At 71.7% G+C, this 16,293-nt stretch carries 15 protein-coding genes and 1 pseudogene; 7 read left to right on the plus strand and 9 right to left on the minus strand.

Annotated elements, in window-relative coordinates:
- Positions 1-75: 75 nt before the first annotated feature.
- The 6 genes from ACFHYO_RS12140 to ACFHYO_RS12165 form a co-directional block, all read right to left on the minus strand.
- Positions 76-792: an AbiU2 domain-containing protein gene (locus ACFHYO_RS12140; RefSeq protein ID WP_394320696.1), complete on the minus strand. Its 717-nt coding sequence runs from the start codon at positions 790-792 to the stop codon at positions 76-78.
- A 21-nt stretch (positions 793-813) separates the two neighbouring features.
- Positions 814-1,254 (minus strand): c-type cytochrome, encoded by a 441-nt coding sequence (locus ACFHYO_RS12145; RefSeq protein ID WP_394320698.1) that lies wholly within the window; start codon positions 1,252-1,254, stop codon positions 814-816.
- Positions 1,255-1,324: 70 nt separating this feature from the next.
- Positions 1,325-1,996: an ABC transporter ATP-binding protein gene (locus tag ACFHYO_RS12150; protein ID WP_081969135.1), complete on the minus strand. Its 672-nt coding sequence runs from the start codon at positions 1,994-1,996 to the stop codon at positions 1,325-1,327.
- Complete coding sequence (locus ACFHYO_RS12155) at positions 1,989-3,287, minus strand: lipoprotein-releasing ABC transporter permease subunit (protein ID WP_394320700.1); 1,299 nt, start codon at positions 3,285-3,287, stop codon at positions 1,989-1,991. The genes ACFHYO_RS12150 and ACFHYO_RS12155 overlap by 8 nt, the downstream gene beginning before the upstream one ends.
- Before the next feature lie 248 nt (positions 3,288-3,535).
- Positions 3,536-5,461: a calcium-binding protein gene (locus tag ACFHYO_RS12160; protein ID WP_394320702.1), complete on the minus strand. Its 1,926-nt coding sequence runs from the start codon at positions 5,459-5,461 to the stop codon at positions 3,536-3,538.
- A 225-nt stretch (positions 5,462-5,686) separates the two neighbouring features.
- A complete protein-coding gene (locus tag ACFHYO_RS12165) occupies positions 5,687-6,763 on the minus strand; it encodes a helix-turn-helix transcriptional regulator (protein ID WP_036733726.1) in 1,077 nt (358 codons plus the stop codon).
- 168 nt (positions 6,764-6,931) lie between these two features.
- Between ACFHYO_RS12165 and radA the strand changes: the two genes are divergently transcribed.
- From radA to purF, 3 genes and pseudogenes are all read left to right on the plus strand, one after another.
- On the plus strand, positions 6,932-8,296 hold the full coding sequence (radA, locus tag ACFHYO_RS12170; protein ID WP_036702365.1) for a DNA repair protein RadA: 1,365 nt from the start codon (positions 6,932-6,934) through the stop codon (positions 8,294-8,296).
- Between the two features lie 59 nt (positions 8,297-8,355).
- Positions 8,356-9,009 (plus strand): CvpA family protein, encoded by a 654-nt coding sequence (locus ACFHYO_RS12175; RefSeq protein ID WP_394320704.1) that lies wholly within the window; start codon positions 8,356-8,358, stop codon positions 9,007-9,009.
- 346 nt (positions 9,010-9,355) lie between these two features.
- Positions 9,356-10,810 (plus strand): annotated as a pseudogene (gene purF / locus ACFHYO_RS12180) (amidophosphoribosyltransferase); the annotation flags it as partial.
- A 111-nt stretch (positions 10,811-10,921) separates the two neighbouring features.
- On the opposite strand, the gene ACFHYO_RS12185 reads toward purF, so the two are convergent.
- Together ACFHYO_RS12185 and ACFHYO_RS12190 are read right to left on the minus strand one after the other, a co-directional pair.
- Positions 10,922-12,250 carry a sensor histidine kinase gene (locus tag ACFHYO_RS12185; protein WP_394320706.1) on the minus strand — a complete coding sequence of 443 codons (1,329 nt, stop codon included), beginning with the start codon at positions 12,248-12,250 and terminating at the stop codon, positions 10,922-10,924.
- A gap of 47 nt (positions 12,251-12,297) precedes the next feature.
- Positions 12,298-12,951, minus strand: coding sequence for a response regulator transcription factor (locus ACFHYO_RS12190; RefSeq protein WP_036705463.1), 654 nt, complete (start codon positions 12,949-12,951; stop codon positions 12,298-12,300).
- Positions 12,952-13,097: 146 nt separating this feature from the next.
- Here ACFHYO_RS12190 and ACFHYO_RS12195 point away from each other — a divergent pair, with 146 nt between their 5' ends.
- Genes ACFHYO_RS12195 through ACFHYO_RS12210 form a run of 4 tightly spaced genes read left to right on the plus strand, consistent with a single transcriptional unit; the run spans position 13,098 to position 15,300 of the window.
- Positions 13,098-13,364, plus strand: coding sequence for a PepSY domain-containing protein (locus ACFHYO_RS12195; RefSeq protein WP_052172129.1), 267 nt, complete (start codon positions 13,098-13,100; stop codon positions 13,362-13,364).
- A 1-nt stretch (position 13,365) separates the two neighbouring features.
- Positions 13,366-13,893, plus strand: coding sequence for a cytochrome b/b6 domain-containing protein (locus ACFHYO_RS12200; RefSeq protein WP_394320707.1), 528 nt, complete (start codon positions 13,366-13,368; stop codon positions 13,891-13,893).
- Positions 13,890-14,606, plus strand: coding sequence for a VIT1/CCC1 transporter family protein (locus tag ACFHYO_RS12205; RefSeq protein WP_036705459.1), 717 nt, complete (start codon positions 13,890-13,892; stop codon positions 14,604-14,606). The genes ACFHYO_RS12200 and ACFHYO_RS12205 overlap by 4 nt, the downstream gene beginning before the upstream one ends.
- Before the next feature lie 22 nt (positions 14,607-14,628).
- Positions 14,629-15,300, plus strand: coding sequence for a tyrosine-protein phosphatase (locus ACFHYO_RS12210; RefSeq protein WP_394320709.1), 672 nt, complete (start codon positions 14,629-14,631; stop codon positions 15,298-15,300).
- Here ACFHYO_RS12210 and ACFHYO_RS12215 read toward each other — a convergent pair.
- Positions 15,297-16,244 carry a glycosyltransferase family 2 protein gene (locus tag ACFHYO_RS12215; protein WP_394320711.1) on the minus strand — a complete coding sequence of 316 codons (948 nt, stop codon included), beginning with the start codon at positions 16,242-16,244 and terminating at the stop codon, positions 15,297-15,299. The two genes, ACFHYO_RS12210 and ACFHYO_RS12215, sit on opposite strands and share 4 nt — an antisense overlap.
- Positions 16,245-16,293: the final 49 nt, after the last annotated feature.

A 16,293-nucleotide genomic window follows, 5' to 3' on the forward strand; every position in this document is an offset into this window, starting at 1 on the left:
ACCTGTTTTCGCTATCTAAGTCCGCAGGGCAAGAACGTTGTCGCGGCAGGTTTCAAGACGACGGGTCGGAGTCGGTCAACCTTCCATTTCAGCGTGTGGGTTGAAAAGCCAAGCAGGCCGGAGGACCTCTTCCGCAGCGGCCTTATCTTCGACCGATCGGGAACTGTGCCAAGCGCTGACCCGCATTTTCCGCTCTTCAAGTCCGATGCGAACGACGTTCACGAACTCGATTGCCTCATCCTTCCCGCGTGCCCACCAGCTTGCATCAGTCTCTTCGGCGCCCAGGGTTCTCGCGACCACGGACAAGATATGCCCGATTTCATCCAGCACAGCGGTTATGTCCGCACGACAAACGTCCGGCAGATCCTTCGCGCCGAGCCGCCACGTCCGGTCCGTGTGCGCCAGTCGACTGCTCCTGTGCTTTCGGACGTGTCCGCACAGGCTAGAGAGCCGTGAAGTGACGTCCTCCGACAACCCGGTGTCGGCAACCAGCGCGTGAAGTGAGGCATTTCGGTTGGAACCCTGTCGGGCAGGGTCGGTGAGCTTTGCGATGCCCAGAAACACCAGACTGTCTATCGCCTCCTGCATCAGACCCGTGGTCGGGCCCGACGCTTCGTTGAGAAGCTCGACAACCTCTCTCTGCCCGTAGACAAACTCGTAGAAGGCCCAGTCACTTCGCAACTTGACGAAGTCACTTTGAATGGCGTCGTAGAGCGCCCGGACGCCAAGGTCACCGCAGGGCTCAGCCGCATCAAGCGTTGGTGCAACCCACTCGGCACGCCCGGTCGTCATAGCCTCACCTTCGGCTGCCCCCTACCGCTGCAACGTCTCCACATACCCCTGCAGCGCCACCAACCGCGCGGGCGTGGGCGCGCGCAGACCGTCGCCCGCGTCGAACATCACCTTCGGGCCGCGGCCGATCTCTTCGCCGAACTGCGGCATCGGGCTGTCGGTCTTGCCCATCGTGTAGCCGTCGATCCGCGCCATCACCCGCAGCCGCGGGAATGTGCCGCCGTTGCGGCGCGCAAGCTGCGTGAGGTCCGTGGGTCGGGGCGAGAGGCCCGCGGCCGCCGGACCGTCGCCGCGCCCTGTCGGGCCGTGGCAGGCGACGCAGTATCGGGCGTAGTCGGCCGCACCCTGCGCGGCCTGCGCGGCGGCGGGGCCGGTGGGGCGCGGGGCCTCGGCCTCGGGCACGCAGCCCGTCAGCAGCAGGGCGGCGCCCATTGCGGCCAGGGTCGGTCTGGCGAACATCATCCTCGGTCCCTCGCTGGTTTTGCCCGCGACTCTGCCCGCCCGGGCCACCCCGCGCAACCCTCGCCGGGCCTCACCCCAGCCGCACGACCCGGTCCATCCGCCCCGCCAGCTCCATGTTGTGGGTGGCGATCAGCGCGCTGAGGCCGGTCTCGCGGACTACCTCCATCAGCACCGCAAAGACCTGATCCGAGGTGGCGGGGTCGAGGTTGCCGGTCGGCTCGTCGGCCAGAAGCAGCGCCGGCCCGTTGGCGAGCGCGCGGCAGAAGGCCACCCGCTGCGCCTCGCCGCCCGAAAGCTCCGCCGGGCGGTGATCGGCGCGGGGGCCAAGGCCGACACGGCCCAAGAGGCCCGCGGCCCGCGCACGCGCGGCCGCGTCGGGGACGGCGTTGGCGAGCTGCGGCAGGACCACGTTCTCCAGCGCCGTGAACTCGGGCAGCAGGTGGTGGAACTGATAGACGAAGCCCAGCTCGCGCCGCCGCGCCTCGGTCCTCGCGCGGTCGCCAAGGCCCGTCATGTCGCGCCCGTTCAGCCAGACCCGGCCCGCGTCGGGGGTGTCGAGCAGCCCCGCGATGTGCAGCAGCGTCGATTTCCCCGCCCCCGAGGGCGCGACGAGCGCCACCACCTCGCCGCGGGCCACGCTCAGGTCCAGCCCGCGCAGCACCTCGACGGCGGCAGGAGAGCCGGGATTGTAGGTCTTGCTGACCCCCTCGAGCCGCAGCACGTCCTCTCGCACGTCACTCATGGCGCAGCGCCTCGACCGGGTTCATCCGGGCCGCACGGCGGGCCGGGAAGATGGTGACGAGGAACGACAGCACCAGCGACAGGCCGACCGCCTTGGCGATGTCGATGCCCCTGAGCTCGGCCGGCAGGCGATAGATCCCGCGCACCGCAGGGTCCCACGCCCCCCCGCTGGTCAGCCAGTTGATACCCGCCATGATGCCGTCGATGTTGAGCGCGAGGAGAACGCCGAGGATCACCCCCGCGATCGTCCCGATCACCCCGGTGAAGGCGCCGCAGAGGAAGAACACCCGCAGGATCGCCCCCTCGGTCAGCCCCATCGTCCGCAGGATGCCGATGTCGCGGCCCTTGTTCTTGACCAGCATGATCAGCCCCGAGGTGATGTTCATGGCCGCGATCAGCACCAGCACCGACAGGATCACGAACATCACGTCATCCTCGATGTCGAGCGCCGAGAGGAACGACCCCGAGGCGTCGCGCCACGTCCAGACGACGCTGCCCGGCACCGCCTCGGTCAGCGCGGGCGTCAGGCGGTCCACCCGCTCGGGGTCGGAGGCGTAGACCTGGATCTCGTCGACCTCGCCCTCGCGGTTGAAATAGGACTGCGCCTCGGGCAGCGGCATGTAGATGCGGGTGCGGTCGATGTCGTAGCGCCCGGCGGTGAAGACATAGACGACCTCATAGGTGGCGATCCGCGGCGTGGTGCCGAACGCCGTCTGCGCCCCTTGCGGCGAGATGAGCTGCAGCCGGTCGCCCACCGAGGCGCCGAGGTCGCGGGCGATGCCCGAGCCGATGGCGATGCCGCGGTCGAAGGCGTCGATGTCGCCCGCCCCCGTCTCGGGATCGGCGACGCGGGGGATGGCCTTGAGGTCCGCGAGCGACAGCCCGTGCACCTCGGCCACGTTCGATCGGTCGCCGACGCTGGCCATCACCTGCCCCTTCACCACCGGGTCGGCGCGGGTGACGCCGGGGATCGCCTCGATCCGCGCCACCGCGTCGGGATAGTCGCTGATGGTGCCGGCGACGGTATAGACCTCGTCGGTCAGGTCATTCACGATCTGGCCGGGCGGCATGTAGACGGTGGTGTGCGCGTTGGCGCCGAGGATCGTGTCCACGAACTCGGTGCGAAAGCCCGAGCGCACGGCGAGGGTGGCGATCAGCGCCATCACCCCCAGCGCGATGCCGATGAGGCTGATCCAGGTCATGGTCGAGACCCCGCCCTCGGCGCGGCGGGCGCGCAGGTAGCGCCAGGCGATCAGGAACTCGTAGCGCGAGAACGGAGGGGGGTTCGCCATGCCGGGCGGCCTTTCGTCGGGGTCGCGGCAAACTGGCCGCGGCGGACGGGGTTGGCAAGCCGACATTGGCGTGAAGCGCGGGCGAGGGCGCCCCGACACGACAAGGCGCGCGCGCCCCCATGCTGCGCGCGCGCCCGTCGAACGGCTGTCACGGGCGCCCCACGCGCCCATGGTCCGCCGCCCGCGGCCGGGAGGGAGGCGCCCCGGCAGTCCCTGAACGAGGCGGAGGCAGTTCCGCCCGCGTCGCCTCACAGCATGAAGTCGCCGGCCCCATAGGCGGTATGAGCCACGCCACCATCGAGGATGCGGATCGCCATCTCGATCACTGCGTCGGCGTCGGTGTTGAAATAGACCATCGTGTCAGTGCCGTTCGCGCCGACCCAGACGCGGCCGGCGCCGCCGGGCGTCGTGCCGTTCCAAGTGAACGCCTGGTTCCCGGCCACGACCTCGTTGGCATCCACCGTCGAGACATCGATGACGTCCCCACCCGCGGCCCCGGCCCCCTCGAAGCCGTCGATCCAGTCGAGCGCGCCGGGCGCCGATTCGGACGGCGCGAGGAACTGGAACACGTCCGCGCCCGCCCGGCCCATCAGCCGGTCCGATCCCTCACCGCCCTGCAACGTGTCATTGCCGGGTCCGCCGACGAGGATATCATAGCCGCCGAAGCCCCGCAGCAGGTCGTCGCCCGCGTTGCCCCAGATCCGGTTGCTGTCCGCGGACCCGAGGATCGTATCGCTGGCGCTGCCGCAGGTCACCCACTCGAACCCGGTGAAGCTCTCGCCGCCGAGGTTGGTGGTGCCGCTGGTCATGTCCATCAGATAGGCGATGGCGCCGTTGCTGATATAGATCAGGTCCACGCCTGCACCGCCGTCCATCGTCTCGGTCCCGGACTGGGCGCCGGCGACCATCACGTCGTCGCCGTCCTCGCCGAGATAGGTGCCGAACCCGCCCGAGACGATGCGGTCGTTGCCCGCGCCGCCGCGGACCGAATTGACCCCGCCGCCACCGTTGAGCGTATCATTGCCGCCGTTACCGCGGATGGTGTCGTTGTCCTCCTGGCCGAAGATAACGTCGTTGCCGCCGGACCCGGCCAGCAGGTCCGACCCGAGGCCGCCGTACAGGCTGTCGCCGAAGCTCGACCCGAGTTCGTTGCCGGCAGTCATCGCGTAGATCGAGTCGTTGCCGGCGTTGCCATAGATCAGGTCGGTGTCGAAGTTGCCGCTGATCTGGTCGCCGCCGCTGGTGCCGTAGACGGTGTCGCTGCCCGCGCCGCCGTCGATCACGTCGCCGACCCCGTTGTCGCCGCCGCCGGCATCCAGCCGGTCCGCGCCGCCGCCGCCCGACATCGTATCGGCCCCGCCATCGCCGTAGAGCGTGTCGTTGCCGTCGCCGCCATCCAGCGAATCGTCGCCGGCGCGACCGGCCAGCGTATCGTTGTCGTCCTCGCCGCGGATGATGTCACCGCCGAGCGAGCCGATCATGTAATCGTTCCCGGTCGCCCCGAACATCACGTCCGCATAGCCCGATCCATCGAACAGAGCAGCTGACATCGCATAGATCCGGTCGTCGCCCGCTCCGCCGTAGAGCGTGTCGTTGTAGGAACCGCCGTAGATCGTATCGGCCCCGCTGCTGCCATAAACGGTGTCGGTCCCGGAACCGCCGTCGAGCAGGTCACCGACCGTGTCGCCACTGGCGTCGAGCCGGTCGTTGCCGTTTCCGCCGGAGATCTTGTCGTACCCGGCCCCGCCATAGAGCGTGTCGTTGCCGTCGCCCCCGTCCAGCTCGTTCGTGCCCCCACGGCCGCTCAGCCGGTCGTCGCCGTCGCCGCCAAGCAGCGTGTCATTGCCGGCCGACCCGTAGAGCAGGTCATTGCCAAGCCCGCCGCTGATCCAGTCGCCCAGCACCGAGCCGTCGATGCTTGCGCTGTCGTTGGCGTAGATCGTGTCATTCCCGCCCGCGCCGTCGAGCGAGTCGTTGCCGAGCCCCCCGTTGATGAGGTCGTTGCCCGCGCCGGCAACGACGGTGTCGTCGCCTGAAAGCGCGTTGATGGTGTCGCCGATCGGGTCCGACAGCCAGTAGAGTTCGGGCAGAAGCCATTCGTTGTCGGTAAATCCGCTGACGATCGAGCCGGCGATGGCCCGATCGTTGGCACCGGTTCCAGTGAAGGTGGTCATGAACGTCATCCTCGATAATGCCCGGTGAGAGGCAAACGGCTCTGCACCGGAGAACGGTGAAACTGGCCTCGAACGAGAGGCGCGGGGATCGGGCGGCTGCCCGGCTGCGGCCCCTCGCTGGCCGATCTGGACAAGGTATCACCCGCGTCCGGGCCCGGCGTCCCCCGTTCGGGGGATGCAATGCGGCATTCCCGCGCGGGCCGAACCTGCCCCCCCGCGACCGGCTCACGCCTCGCGCGAGACCAGCGCCACGAGCTGCGCCTGCCGGTGGGTGTCGGTCTTCTGGAAGATCTGCTTGAGGTGATGCCGCGCGGTTTCGCGCGACATCCCCAGCGCGGGGGCCGCGTCGGTCAGCGAACTGCCGCAGGCCAGAAGCGCGGTCAGCTCGGCCTCGCGCCGGGTCAGGCCGAACCCGTCCATCAGCGCGTGCGGGTCGCGGCTCGGCGGGTCGTCGCCCGCGGGATCGAGCGTCACCAGCAGCGCCGCCGCCCCGTGCCAGCTCGTCGGCACCGCCTGCAGGCGCTGCTCGGGCAGCGCGGGGTCGCGGGGCCTCAGCGTCAGGTCCACGCCCCGGCCGAAGCGGGCGGCGAGCCCGATGCGGGCGCGGATGAACTCGGCATTCTCCCACCCCGCCAGCGACAGCCGCCCGCTCTCGCCGCCCGTTTCGCGCACCAGCGGCGGGTGATGGGCGAGCGCGGCGGCATTCGCCTCGAACACCCCCTCGTCGGGGCCGATCAGCACCGCCGGCCCCGGCAGCGCCCCGAGCAGCGAGGGGCCCTGCGGCCGCGCCTCGGCGGTCGGATCGCGCAGGCCCAGCGTCACGCTGCGCACCATGTGCGGGCGCAGCCGGTTGAGCCGCCCCACCGCCTCGCGCGAGAACCCGGCGGCGCCAGCCTCGCGCTCGAAGGTGAAGACGAAGCGGCGGCCGTCCGGGGTCCGGTGCAGCGTGGCGGTCTGGTCCCAGAGGCCCAGGCGGTGCAGCGTCTCGACCGCCGGGCGGCGGGCGACGGCGGCGGGAAAATCGGCCTCGTGGACGAAGAGCGCGTCCCCCACCCGGTCGAGCCGCCCCGCGCACGAGGCAAAGAGCCCCGCCTCGACGAAGTCGCGCAAGGCCCGCTCGGTCCGCCGGGTGGCGTAGAAGCTGGTGCCCGCCGCGCTACCGGGGGCGGCGCTGTCCATGATCAGGCAGCCGCTCGCGAACCCGGTCGAGGCGCAGATCGCGGCAAGGATGTCCGGCCAGCGCTCGGGCTCGAGCGTCGCCTGATAGATCAGGTCAAGGATCGCTTCGGTCTGTCGTGACACGCGCAGCTCCCCGCGTCGGCAGCGTCCACTCGAGCCTCAAAATCGCACGCCAGTATAACGCGCGGATCACGGCCGCGGTCGCATCATTTTTGCGTCGGACTGTGCCAGCGCCCGCCCCCTCGGCCGCGCCCATTGCCCGCCCCCGCGCGGCCTGCCACAAGGCGGGCCATGGCCAAGCCCGTCACCGCCTTCACCTGCACCGCCTGCGGCGCCGCGCATCGCAAGTGGTCCGGCCGCTGCGACGCCTGCGGCGAATGGAACTCGATCGTCGAAGAGGCGCCGCTGAGCCAGGGGCCGGGCCGCGGCCTCGGCGCCCAGCGCGGCCGCGTCGTGGCGCTGAGCGGGCTGGCCGCCGACGAGCCGCCACCGCCGCGCACCCCCTCGGGGATCGAAGAGCTGGACCGGGTGCTGGGCGGCGGGCTGGTGCCGGGCAGCGCGATCCTCGTCGGCGGCGATCCGGGGATCGGCAAGTCCACGCTGATGCTGCAGGCTGCCGCCGCCTTCTCGCGCAAGGGCGCCAGCGCCATCTATCTGTCGGGCGAAGAGGCCGGCGCCCAGCTCAGGATGCGCGGCCAGCGCCTCGGCCTCGCCGACGCTCCGGTGCGGCTGGGGACCGAGACGAGCCTGCGCGACATCCTGACCACCCTCGACGCCGAGCGGCCCGAGGTGGCCGTGATCGACTCGATCCAGACGCTGTGGAGCGACACGGTCGAGGCCGCGCCCGGCAGCGTCGGGCAGGTCCGGGCCGCCGCTCACGAGCTTGTGACATTCGCCAAGCGCACCGGCGTCGCGGTCGTCATCGTCGGCCACGTCACCAAGGACGGCCAGATCGCCGGGCCGCGGGTGGTCGAGCACATGGTCGACACCGTGCTCTATTTCGAGGGCGAGCGCGGCCACCAGTTCCGCATCCTGCGCGCGGTCAAGAACCGCTTCGGCCCCTCGGGCGAGATCGGGGTGTTCGAGATGACCGGCGCGGGGCTGGCCGAGGTCACCAACCCCTCGGCGCTGTTCCTGTCCGAACGCGGCCAGCCGGTCGCCGGCAGCGCCGTCTTTGCCGGGATCGAGGGCACCCGGCCGGTGCTGACCGAGGTGCAGGCGCTGGTCGCGCCCTCGACGCTCGCCTCGCCCCGCCGGACGGTGGTGGGGCTGGACGGGGGGCGGGTCTCGACCATCCTCGCGGTGCTCGAGGCGCGCTGCGCGGTGCCCTTCGCGGGGCTCGACGTGTTCCTGAACGTGGCGGGGGGGATGCGGGTCGCGGAACCCGCCGCGGACCTCGCCATCGCGGCGGCGCTGCTCAGCGCGCGCGAGGATCATCCGCTGCCGGCCGAGACTGTCTTTTTCGGCGAGATCAGCCTCTCGGGGGCGCTCAGGCCGGTGGGGCAGGCCGAAAACAGGTTGAAAGAAGCGCGGAAACTTGGTTTTTCCCACGCGATGCTGCCCGCGGTCCAGAAGGTCGAGGGCGGCGAGGGGCTGACACTCTCGCGGGTGGCTGACCTCACGAGTTTCACGGGCGAGACGTTCGGGGCCGGCTGACCCCACGCCGCCCCCAAAGCACGGGCCGCGCGGGCGGTCCGCATCGAGGGCGGAGACACATGGACGGATTCACCCTGATCGACGGCATCGTCGCCGCGATCATCATCCTGTCGGCCATCCTGGCCTATTCGCGCGGCTTCGTGCGCGAATCGCTGGCGATCCTGGGCTGGATCGGGGCCGCGGTGCTGGCCTTCATCTTCGCCCCGGCGGTGCGGCCGCTGATCGCCCAGATCCCCTATCTGAACAGCCTGATCGCCGACAACTGCGAGCTGGGCACCATCGCCGGCTTCGCCGTGGTGTTCGCCCTGGCGCTGGTGCTGTTCTCGATCCTGACGCCGCTGTTTTCCTCGGTCGTTCAACGCTCTGCGCTGGGCGGGGTGGATCAGGGCATGGGCTTTCTGTTCGGCGTGGCGCGGGGCATCCTGCTCGTCGTGATCGCCTTCATCGTCTATGACCGGATCATGACGACCGAGCGGGTGGCGATGGTGGACCAGTCGCGCTCGGCGCAGGTGTTCCAGCAGATGAGCGGGCGGCTGAACCAGCAGATCCCGCAGGACGCGCCCGGCTGGCTGGCCGCGCGGTTCGAGCAGCTGGTGCGCGACTGCGGCCCGACCGCGACGGCGCCTGCCGCGGCGGGGACCTCGGCCGCGACCACCACGACGACGACCACGACGACCACGACTCCGGCGACCCCGACCGCGCCGGCCAACTGACGGCGTTGCGCGTCCGCCCCGCGCGGCGGGCGTTGCGCCGGGCGTATGAACGGCGCCGGGCGGCACGGCGGAAATCCCCACTTTTGCCGGAAACGGCGATGCACGATCCGTTCGGGGTTCGTGCATCGTTCATGCGATGTTCATGCACAGTTCGTGCGAACGTCTCCGGCCGCCCCCTCCCCGCGCCCTGGCCCCTGCAACGGCCGGATGCGACGTCTGGCGGGCGGGCTGCCCTGACCCCGTGACTTTCCCGCGCCGAGTGCCTATCTCTGCCTCATCCCGACAGACCCTGTCCTGCCCTTCCCGACTCGGCCGCGCGTCCGGCCAGAAGCCCCGAGCCCCAGCCATGTCCCAGCAGCCTTTCCTCGCCGACCCCTTCGACAGCGACCGGCTGCACGAGGAATGCGGCGTCTTCGGCGTCAACGGCGTTGCCGAGGCGGCGAACTTCGTCGCGCTCGGGCTGCACGCGCTGCAGCACCGCGGGCAGGAGGCGGGCGGCATCGTCGCCTTCGACCCCGACAAGGGGTTCAACAGCGCCCACCGCTTCGGCTACGTCCGCGACAACTTCACCAAGGCCTCGCTGATGGAGACGCTGCCGGGCGAGCTCGCCATCGGCCACGTCCGCTATTCGACCGCCGGCGCCAAGGGGCCGGCGATCCGCGACATCCAGCCCTTCTTCGGCGAGTTCGCCATGGGCGGCTGCGCCATCGCCCACAACGGCAACATCACCAACGCGCTGGCGCTGCGGCGCGAGCTGATCGAGCGCGGCTCGATCTTCCAGTCCGGCTCGGACAGCGAGTGCATCATCCACCTGATGGCCCGGTCCATCCAGCGCAACATCCCCGAGCGGATGAAGGACGCGCTGCGCCGGGTGGAGGGCGCCTTCTCGGTCATTGCCATGACCCGCACCAAGCTGATCGGGGTGCGCGACCCGCTGGGCGTGCGCCCGCTGGTGCTGGGCCGGCTGGGCGAGGGCGCCTATGCGCTCGCCTCCGAGACCTGCGCGCTCGACATCATCGGGGCCGAGTTCGTGCGCGAGATCGAGCCGGGCGAGATGGTGGTGATCTCGAAGGGCAAGGTCGAGACCTCGCGCCCTTTCGGCCCCTCGACGGGGCGGTTCTGCATCTTCGAGCACGTCTATTTCAGCCGCCCCGATTCGATCATCGGCGGGCGCTCGGTCTACGAGACGCGCAGCCAGATCGGGGTGGAACTGGCGCGCGAGGCGCCGGTCGAGGCCGACCTCGTCTGCCCGGTGCCCGACTCGGGCACGCCGGCGGCGATCGGCTATGCGCGCGAAAGCGGCATCCCCTTCGGCATGGGGATCATCCGCAACCAGTACATGGGCCGCACCTTCATCGAGCCAACCGAGCAGATCCGCAACATGGGCGTCCGGCTCAAGCTGAACGTCAACCGGGCACTGGTGCGCGGCAAGCGCGTGGTGCTGGTGGACGATTCGGTGGTCCGCGGGACCACGAGCCGCAAGATCAAGGACATGATCCTCGATGCCGGCGCGGCCGAGGTGCATTTCCGCATCGCCTCGCCCCCGACCGCCTGGCCCTGCTTCTACGGCGTGGACACGCCCGACCGCGACAAGCTGCTGGCCGCGCACATGACGCCGGACGAGATGCGCGAGTGGATCGGGGTGGACAGCCTCGCCTTCGTCTCGCTCGACGGGCTTTATAGGGCGGTGGGCGAGGCCAAGGGGCGCGATGCCCGGGCGCCGCAGTATTGCGATGCGTGTTTCTCGGGCGATTATCCGGTGGCGCCGTTCGACCAGCTCGAACGCGGGTTCCGCATGAAGCAGGACCCGATGTCGGGCGATTGCGAGGCGGAAGAGGACCAGTCGGGCTACGAGCCGCTGGACCACACGCTCAGCCCCAACAGCGCCACCCGCGCCGCCGAATAGGCCCCCTCAGCGCGACCAGTCGAGGACGGCGGTGGCCACGCCCCCGGCGATGCCGGTGGTCAGCCGCGCGCCGGATTGCTCGGCCAGCTTGGCGGCGATGGTGAGGCCGAGGCCGGTGCCCTCGGACGCCGGGTCGCGGTCGAGCCGGCCCATGCGGAACCGCGCCCCGGGCCCCACCGGGTTGGTCACCGTCAGCCGCGGTCCCGCCGCGAGCGTGACCCGGACCGGGCCGGTCCCGTGGCGCAGCGCGTTCTCGGCCAGGTTGCGGATCAGGATGGCGATGCCGTCGGCGTCGCCCTCGACCACCGCGGTCTCGAGGTCGCCGTCGTCATAGCCGAGCGGCCGCCCCGGCAGCACCGGCAGATCGTCCAGCGCCATCGGCACCAGCGCCGCGAGGTCCACCGGCCCGCGCGCCAGCCCGATCCCCGATTCGGCCCGCGAGAGCTGCAAGAGCCGCTCGGTCAGCGCGGTGATGCGGTCGAGCGCCGCGACGATCCGCCCGGCGTCGGCCGCGACCTCGGGCCGGCGGGCGAGCAGCTGCGCCTCGGCCCGGGCGGCGGCGACGGGGGTGCGCAGCTCGTGGGCGGCGTGGGCGGCGAAGTCGCGCTCGGCCGTCATCAGCCCCTGGATGCGGGCGAGGTAGCGGTTGAGGTTGGCCGCCACCGGCGCCAGCTCGGCCGGCAGCCCGGCGCTGTCGAGCGGCGCGAGGTCGGCCGCGTCCCGCCCCGAGAGCGTCGCCGACAGCGCCGCCACGGGCCGGAGCGCCTGCCCCAGCGTGCGCCGCACCACCCACATCAGCGCCAGCGCCACCGGCAGCATGGCGGCGAGGAGGCCGCGCAGGCTCTCGATCAGCTCGTGGCGGCGCAGGGCCAGCGGCTCGCCCAGTTCGAGGCGGCGGCCGTCTTGCAGCGTGACCCCGGCCACCACCCAGCCGCCGCGCCGGGTGATCTCGGCCTTGCCGGGGGCCGTGGCGGGGGGCGTGGCGGGGCTGGGCGCGGGCGGCCACGGCGGCGCGGGCGGCCCCGCCGGCCGGGGCGCTGCCCCGGACCCCGGGATATTTGCGCAAGAGGAAGAGGGAGGGATCAGGGCAAGGATGCGGTCGTCGCTCGGCAGCGCCGGCAGCGCCGCGCCGTTGGCCGCCATCGCCGCGAGGAGCTGCGCCTCGCGTCCGAGGGCGTCGTCCAGGGTCTCGCCCGTCTCGTGGTCGAGGACGGCGATGGCGACCGCCACGGCCAGGAGCCAGCCCGCGCCGGTCAGCGCCAGCACCCTGAGCGAGAGCCGCCGGGTCAGGCTGTAGCCGGCCGGCGCGCGGGGCGGGGCCGAAGCGTGAGGCATGGCGGGGGGCATGGCGTGAGGCGGAGCGGGGGGCATGGCGGGGCCGCTCACGGGATCAGGTAGCCGAGGCCGCGGCGCGTCTCGATCACCCCCTGCCCCAGCTTGCGGCGCAGGCGGCTGACGTAGACCTCGACGGCGTTGCCCTCGATCTCGGCGTCGAAGGCGAAGAGCGCGTCCTCGAGCGCGGGCTTGCCCAGCACCCGGCCGCGGGCGCCGAGCAGCGTGTCGAAGAGCGCCCATTCGCGCTGGGTCAGGCGCACCTCGGCGCCGCCGGCGTGGACCCGGCGGCGGGCGCGGTCCACGGTGACGCCGCCGAGGTCGATGACGGTGGCCGGGCTGTCCTGCCCGCGCCGGGCATTGGCGCGGATGCGGGCGGCGAGCTCCTCGAGGTCGTAGGGCTTGACGACGTAGTCGTCGGCGCCGGCGTCGAGGCCGGCGATGCGGTCGCTGATCTGGTCGCGGGCGGTGGCGATGACGATGGGCGTGCGGTCCTGCGCCGCGCGGCGGGCGCGCAGGAACCCCAGCCCCGAGCCGTCCGGCAGCCCGAGGTCGAGCAGGATCAGCGCGTATTCGGCGACCGCCACGGCATCCTCGGCCTCGGCCAGGGTGGCGGCGCGGTCCACCGCATGGCCCTGCGCGGTGAGGTGGCGGGCCACGGCCTCGGCCAGGGGCGCGCTGTCCTCGACGATCAGAAGGCGCATGAGGGGGTCCTTTCGGCGGTGGTCTGTGTGGGGGTTGCGGCGGGGGGCATCCTGCCCCGCGCATCCTGCATGGCGTCGCAAGCTGACCGCAAGCTGACCGGGGCAAACACCCCCCATCGCAACTGCATCTTCACGGGAGACATCCGATGCGTCTGACGATTGCCGCCGCCGCCCTGATGGGCCTGACCGCCCTCACCCCCGCCTTCGCCGCCGAGGTCGAGTGCAAGCAGCCCGAAGCGAGCTGGAAGCCCGTCGAAGAGCTGAAGACCAAGCTGACCGCCGAGGGCTGGACGATCAAGAACGTCAAGACCGACGAGGGCTGCTACGAGGTCTATGCCACCGACAAGGACGGCAAGAAGGTCGAGGTCTACTTCGATCCGGTCACCTTCGAGCCGGTCGGCGAGGACAGCTGAGATGGCCGCCGCGACCACGCCGATGGTTCCCGTCTGGGACCGCTTCGTCCGGGTCTTCCACTGGTCGCTGGTGGGGCTGATCGCCGCGGCCTGGCTGACCGAGGACGCCAAGCGGGTCCACATCTGGATCGGTTACACGGCTCTGGCGCTGGTCGCGGCGCGCCTGGTCTGGGGCGTCGTCGGCAGCCGCCACGCGCGGTTCGCCGACTTCGTCGCAGGCCCGGCCCGGGTGCTCGGCTATCTGCGCGACCTCGTCCGTGGGCAGGAGCGCCGGTACCTGGGCCACAACCCCGCCGGCGGCGCGATGATCGTCGCGCTGCTGGCCACGATCCTCGTGACCTGCATCTCGAGCTGGCTGATGGGCACCGACCGGTTCTGGGGCTCGGAGCTGATGGAAGGCATCCACGAGACCGCCGCCACCCTGATCCTGGTGCTGGTGGCCGCCCATGTCGCCGGGGTAGTGTGGGAATCGCTGCACCACGGCGAAAACCTGGTGCGGGCCATGATCACGGGACGGAAACGCGCATGACGGAATACTCGCAGGACGCCTCGGCTCACCCCGAGGCGCCGCACATGATCAACCGGGCCAACTGGCTCAGGGCGGCGGTGCTGGGGGCGAACGACGGCATCGTCTCGGTCAGCGCGCTGATCGTGGGCGTGGCCGCCGCCGACCCCTCGCCGCAGGCGATCCTGATCGCCGGCGCCGCGGGGCTCGCGGCGGGCGCCATGTCGATGGCGGCGGGCGAGTATGTCTCGGTCTCGAGCCAGTCCGACATCGAGCGCGCCGACCTCGACCGCGAGCGCACGGCGCTGGCCGAGATGCCGGACCAGGAGCTCGCCGAACTCGCCGCGATCTTCGAGAGCCGCGGGATGACCGCCGCCACCGCGTTGCAGGCGGCGCGCGAGGTGACGCTGCACGACGCGCTCGGCGCGCACGCGCGCGAGGAACTGGGGCTGCATGACGTGAACCAGGCCAATCCGCTGCAGGCGGCGCTGGCCTCGCTGGTGACCTTTGCCATTGCCGCGGCGGTGCCGCTGGCGGCGGCGGTGCTGGCGCCGGCCGGGATGGTGATCCCGGTGGTGCTGGTGGTGACGCTGGTCGCGCTGGCGATCCTCGGCGCGGTGGGCGCGCGGGCCGGGGGCGCGCCGCTCTTGCCGGCGACGATCCGCGTGCTCGTCTGGGGCGCCTTTGCGATGGCCGTCACCATGGGGGTGGGCCGGATCTTCGGCATCTCGGCATGACCCGTCGCGCGAGAGGGTGCCCGTGAAGGGGCTCGCCACCCGCGCCGGGATGCTGCTGCTGGCCGCGCTGATGCTGGCCGTGTGCTGGTTCGGCGGGCTCTACCAGTCCGGCAACTACCACGCGGTGCTGCCGGGCGAGCTCTACCGCTCGGCCCAGCTCAGCGGCGAGGAGTTGAGCGACCGGATCGCCCGCGACGGCATCCGCAGCGTGCTGAACCTGCGCGGCTCGAACCCCGGCGCGGCGTGGTACCCGCCCGAGGTCGCCGCCGCCTCGGCCGCGGGCGTGGCGCATTACGATGTGCCGCTGCTCTCGTCGCAGTCGCTGAGCCGGGCGGACGCCGAGCGGCTGGTGGCGCTGATGCGCGACGCGCCGAAGCCGCTGCTGGTCCATTGCGAGGGCGGGGCGGACCGCACCGGGCTGGCCACCGCGCTCTATCTCGCAGCGACGGGGCATCCGCTGGATCAGGCGGCGGGCCAGCTTTCGGCGCGCTACGGCTTCGTCGGGATCGAGGGGGTCACGCGGCCCTGGCCGATGTGGGAAAGCTGGGAACGGCTCGGCCCGGCGCTGGCCGGGTCGGCGCAGGTCGGGGCGCACGATGCCGACGTGGCGTCCTCCGAGCCGGCCGAGGGGGCGGCCGACCCGGCCCCGCCGCCCGCGCCGGCTGAGGGCGGCGACGGCACCGGCGGTGCCTAGACCAGCGCCTCGATCAGCGCGCCATAACGACGCTCGGTCTCGGCCTGCGCCTCGGCCACGCCGGGCAGCGCCAGAAGCCGGGCGTATTCGGCGCGCAGCCGGTCGCCGTGGCGGGCCGCAAACCCGGTGTCCTGCACCCGCAGCCGCGCCAGCCGGTCGAAATACAGCGTGTCGTGGCGCGTGTTCGCCTCGCTCACCGGCCGCGCGCCGCGGCCGCGCAACTGCCGCAGGCAGTAGGCGGCGAGCGATTTCACCGCGTAGTGGTTGTAGTGCGCGAGCCCGTGGCGGATGTCGGCCACCGGCAACCGGCGCAGGTTGCGCCACAGATGCGGGTCGTCGCCCGGCAGGGTGAACCGCGTCCCGTCCCCCCGCATCACCGTCAGCGGCGCCGCCCCGGTATAGGCGGTGACGCTGTGGTTGTGGATGGCACCGAACCGCTCGAGCCCGCGGGCCAGCGACTTGACCGGCGCGTTGTGGGCCGAGCGCGCGGCGGCGCGGCGGGTGAACTGCTCGGTGACGAGGCCCGGATGCCAGAGCGGGTCCTCGGTCGAGCCGAAGGTGTGGGGGTTGAGGATGATGATGTCAGCATCCTCGCCCGCCGCGTCGGTCAGGTCCTGCACGCGGCCCGCGCCGGTGGTCACGTCGAGGAACTCGTCGGCGTCCAGCACCATCAGCCAGTCGGCGCGGTCGAGCCCGTGCGCCTTGCGCATCGCCGCATAGGCCGCGTGCTGGGGGATGTCGCGCGGCGCGAGGGTGCTGCGGTGGTGGGTGACGGCGCCGGCCGCGTCGAGCGCGTCGAGCACGAGGTCGGTCCCGTCGCGGCAGTCGTTCGAGGCGATGAACAGCCGGTCGAAGCCGATGGCGCGGTGATGGGCGACGTATTCGAGGACATAGGGCCCCTCGTCCCGCATCGACGAGAGCAGGACGTGGCCGAGGCCGCTCACGCGCCGTTCCCCGGTCGGGGGCCGACGGGGCCGCGCGAGACGGGACGGG

This window comes from Paracoccus panacisoli, assembly GCF_042435015.1.
Classification (GTDB): Bacteria; Pseudomonadota; Alphaproteobacteria; order Rhodobacterales; family Rhodobacteraceae; genus Paracoccus; species Paracoccus panacisoli.